This window comes from Bradyrhizobium genosp. SA-3 (genome assembly GCF_004212635.1).
GTDB lineage: Bacteria > Pseudomonadota > Alphaproteobacteria > Rhizobiales > Xanthobacteraceae > Bradyrhizobium.
On sequence record NZ_PSRT01000282.1, the window covers coordinates 1 to 3098 of the forward strand.

Below are 3098 nucleotides of genomic sequence, written 5' to 3' on the forward strand. Positions count from 1 at the left end.
CCGCGGCCCGCTGGCCGGCCCCGTGGTGGCGGCGGCCGTGATCCTCGATCCCAACCGCATTCCCCGTGGCATCGACGATTCCAAGCGGCTGACGGTAGAGGAGCGCGAAAAGCTGTTCGACAAGATCTGCGCCACCGCGCAGGTCTCGGTTGCCGTGGCTTCGCCCGCGCGGATCGACCGCGACAACATCCTGCGCGCCTCGTTGTGGGCGCTGAAGCGCGCGGTGGTGGCGCTGCCCGAGTCGCCGCGCCACGTCTTCGTCGACGGCCGCGACCGGCTCGATACGGAATGCGACTGCGAGGCCGTGATCGGCGGCGACGGCATCGTGCTGTCGATCGCGGCAGCCTCTATCGTCGCCAAGGTCACGCGCGACCGGCTGATGTGCGCGCTGGCGCAGGACTGCCCCGGCTACGGTTTCGAGCAGCACAAGGGCTACGCCGTGCCCGAGCATCTCGACGCCCTCGACCGTCTCGGCCCCTCCATCCACCACCGCCGCTTCTTCGCCCCCGTCGCTGCCGCCCGCGCCAAGCATATGCCCTGGACGGTCGAACCGGCGCAGGATCTGTTCTCGGTCACCGAGGTCGAGATGGAGGTGGAGGCGGGTGTCGAAGCCGGCGCCTCCACAGGTCTCTAGGACTCCGTTTTTCGCCGCGGCCTCTTTGCCTCTCCCCGCGTGCGGGGAGAGGCCGGAATGCATTGAAGATGCATTCCGGGGAGAGGCAGCAGACCGAAGTTGCCACGACGCGCAGCGCCCTTTATCAAAACAGATGTGAGCGAATAGGGCCGGCTGGACGGGTTGGCTGCATCTTTCGGACCTTGCATGCGGTTTACCTCCCTGGTCATCGAGCTCATTCGCGCCCGGCCGCGGCTGATCGTGTGGATCGCCGTACTGCTTCAGGCGGCGATGTGGCTGTTCGTGGCGCTAGTGTTCTACCGCAGCCCGCCCGGCACCCTTGCGACGCTGCTGGCCTTCGGCCGCGAGTACCAGGTCGGCACCGATCTCGGCCCGCCGCTGCCGGTCTGGCTCGCCGACATCGCCTATCGCGCCGCCGGCGGCCACATGTTCGGCGTCTACGTGCTCGCCGAACTCTGCGAGATCGCGACCTTCATCGCGCTCTTTCATCTGTCTCGCGCCGTGATCGGCTCACAGCAGGCGGTGCTCGCCGTGCTGCTGACCATGACCGTGCTGGCCTTCTCCTCGTCCGCGCTCGACTTCGGCCCGCTGGTGCTGGCGCGGCCGCTCTGGGCGCTGCTGCTGCTGCACTCCTGGCAGATCATCGGCCAGCGCCGCGGTAATGCCTGGTTCGCCTGGTCGATCGAGGCCGGCCTGTTGTTGCTCACGACGCCCGCCGCGATCTTCCTTCTCCTCCTGATCGTCGTCTTCGCGATCTCGACCGCACGCGGCCGCAGGACGCTGTGGGGGGTCGATCCGCTGTTTGCACTGATCGTTGTCGCCGTGCTGGCGCTGCCCTATGCGGTCTGGCTGATGCGGGCCGAGACGTTGACGATGCCGGCCTTGCCGCAAGTTTCGGAGCTCAGCGTCCGCGCCCTGCACGCCGCCTGGCTGCTCGGCGGGCTCGTGCTTGGGGCGGCGGCGGTTCCGGCGCTGACCTTCCTCAACACCGGGATGTTCGCCAGCAAGGGCGAGGAAGCGCCGATCATCTATCGCCCGCCGGTCGAGCCGCTCGCGCGCAACTTCGTCTATTTCTTCGCGCTGGCGCCGCCACTCGGTGCGGTGCTGATCTCCGGCCTGCTCGGGCTGGAATCTGCCGCCGGTGGCGCCGGTGTCGTGCTGGTCACGTCCGGGCTTGTCGTGGTGGTTGCCGCAGGGGATCTCATCGCGATGCGCCGCGCGCGGATGCTGCGCATGGTATGGGCCGCCGCCGTCGTGGCGCCCGCCATCGGCGTCGTGCTCGCCGTCCTGGTCATGCCCTGGATCGGCACCGGCGAGATCGCGACCTCGATGCCGGCGCGCGCGATCTCAGATTTCTTCGACGAGAGCTTCGCCCGCCGCACCAACCATCGCCTGCGCGCGGTCGCGGGTGAGACCCAGCTTGCGAGCCTGATCACGCTGCATTCCGGACGGCCGCATCTCTTCATCGACGCCGATCCTGCGCGCACGCCGTGGATGAATCAGACCAAGTTCAGCGAGACCGGCGGCGTCGTGGTCTGGCGCGCCTCCGATACCGCCGGCACCCCGCCGCCGGAGATCCTCAAGCGCTTCCCCGGTATCGTGCCGGAAGTTCCGCGCGCCTTCGAATGGCTGGTGAACGGCCGCCAGCCGCTTTTGCGCATCGGCTGGGCCATCGTGCGGCCGAAGGGGACGTGAGGCGATCTCGGGCCCCGGGCGCAGACATCGTAGGGTGGGCAAAGCGAAGCGTGCCCACCATCTCCATCGCTACGTGGGATAAGCTTATGGTGGGCACGGCGCTTTGCGCCTTTGCCCACCCTACAGCAGATCGCTATCCCGACAGCGCCTTTGCGACCGCCCGCAGATCCTGCCAGGCCAGCCGCTTGTAGGACGGCGAGCGGAGCAGGTACGCCGGGTGAAATGTCGGCAGCGCGCGGATGGTGCGCTGGCCGGTGTCGTAGTCGAACCAGCGGCCGCGGGTGCGCATGATGCCTTCGCGCGTCGACAGCAGCGTCTGTGTCGAGGGATTGCCGAGCGTCACCAGCACATCCGGATTCACCAGCTCGATCTGGCGTTGGATGAAGGGCAGGCAGATTTGGGTCTCCTGCGGCGTCGGGGTGCGATTGCCGGGCGGCCGCCAGGGAAGGACGTTGGCGATATAGGCGGTGGTGCGATTGAGCCCGATCGCGCCGATCATGAGGTCGAGCAGCTTGCCGCTGCGCCCGACGAAGGGCAGTCCCTCGATGTCCTCGTCGCGCCCGGGCGCCTCGCCGACGAACATGATGCGCGCCTTAGGATTGCCGTCGGAGAACACCAGCCGCGTCGCGGTGTGTTTCAGCGCGCAGCCCTCAAAACTCTGCATCAGCTCGCGCAGCGCCTCCAGCGTCGGCGCGGTCCGCGCCGCCTCGCGAGCTGAAGCGATCGCGACGTCGGGCGCTGGGGCGGCTTCGCCGCGCATGACCGTCGG

Annotated in this window: 3 protein-coding genes; 2 read left to right on the forward strand and 1 reads right to left on the reverse strand. The window is 68.3% G+C overall.

From position 1 onward, the window contains the following. Both CWO91_RS41935 and CWO91_RS41940 read left to right on the forward strand, forming a co-directional pair. On the forward strand, positions 1-634 hold a 634-nt coding region (locus CWO91_RS41935; protein WP_130221136.1), incomplete at its 5' end, for a ribonuclease HII. A 186-nt stretch (positions 635-820) separates the two neighbouring features. After that, a complete protein-coding gene (locus CWO91_RS41940; protein WP_130221137.1) occupies positions 821-2329 on the forward strand; it encodes a glycosyltransferase family 39 protein in 1509 nt (502 codons plus the stop codon). A 133-nt stretch (positions 2330-2462) separates the two neighbouring features. On the opposite strand, the gene CWO91_RS41945 is transcribed toward CWO91_RS41940, so the two are convergent. After that, positions 2463-3098 (reverse strand): uracil-DNA glycosylase (locus CWO91_RS41945; RefSeq protein WP_130221138.1); only part of this gene is annotated, 636 nt, incomplete at its 5' end.

Bases quoted from the DNA above. Each gene is read 5' to 3' on its own strand.
- CWO91_RS41940 (WP_130221137.1), top strand. From the start codon at position 821: ATGCGGTTTACCTCCCTGGTCATCGAGCTCATTCGCGCCCGGCCGCGG.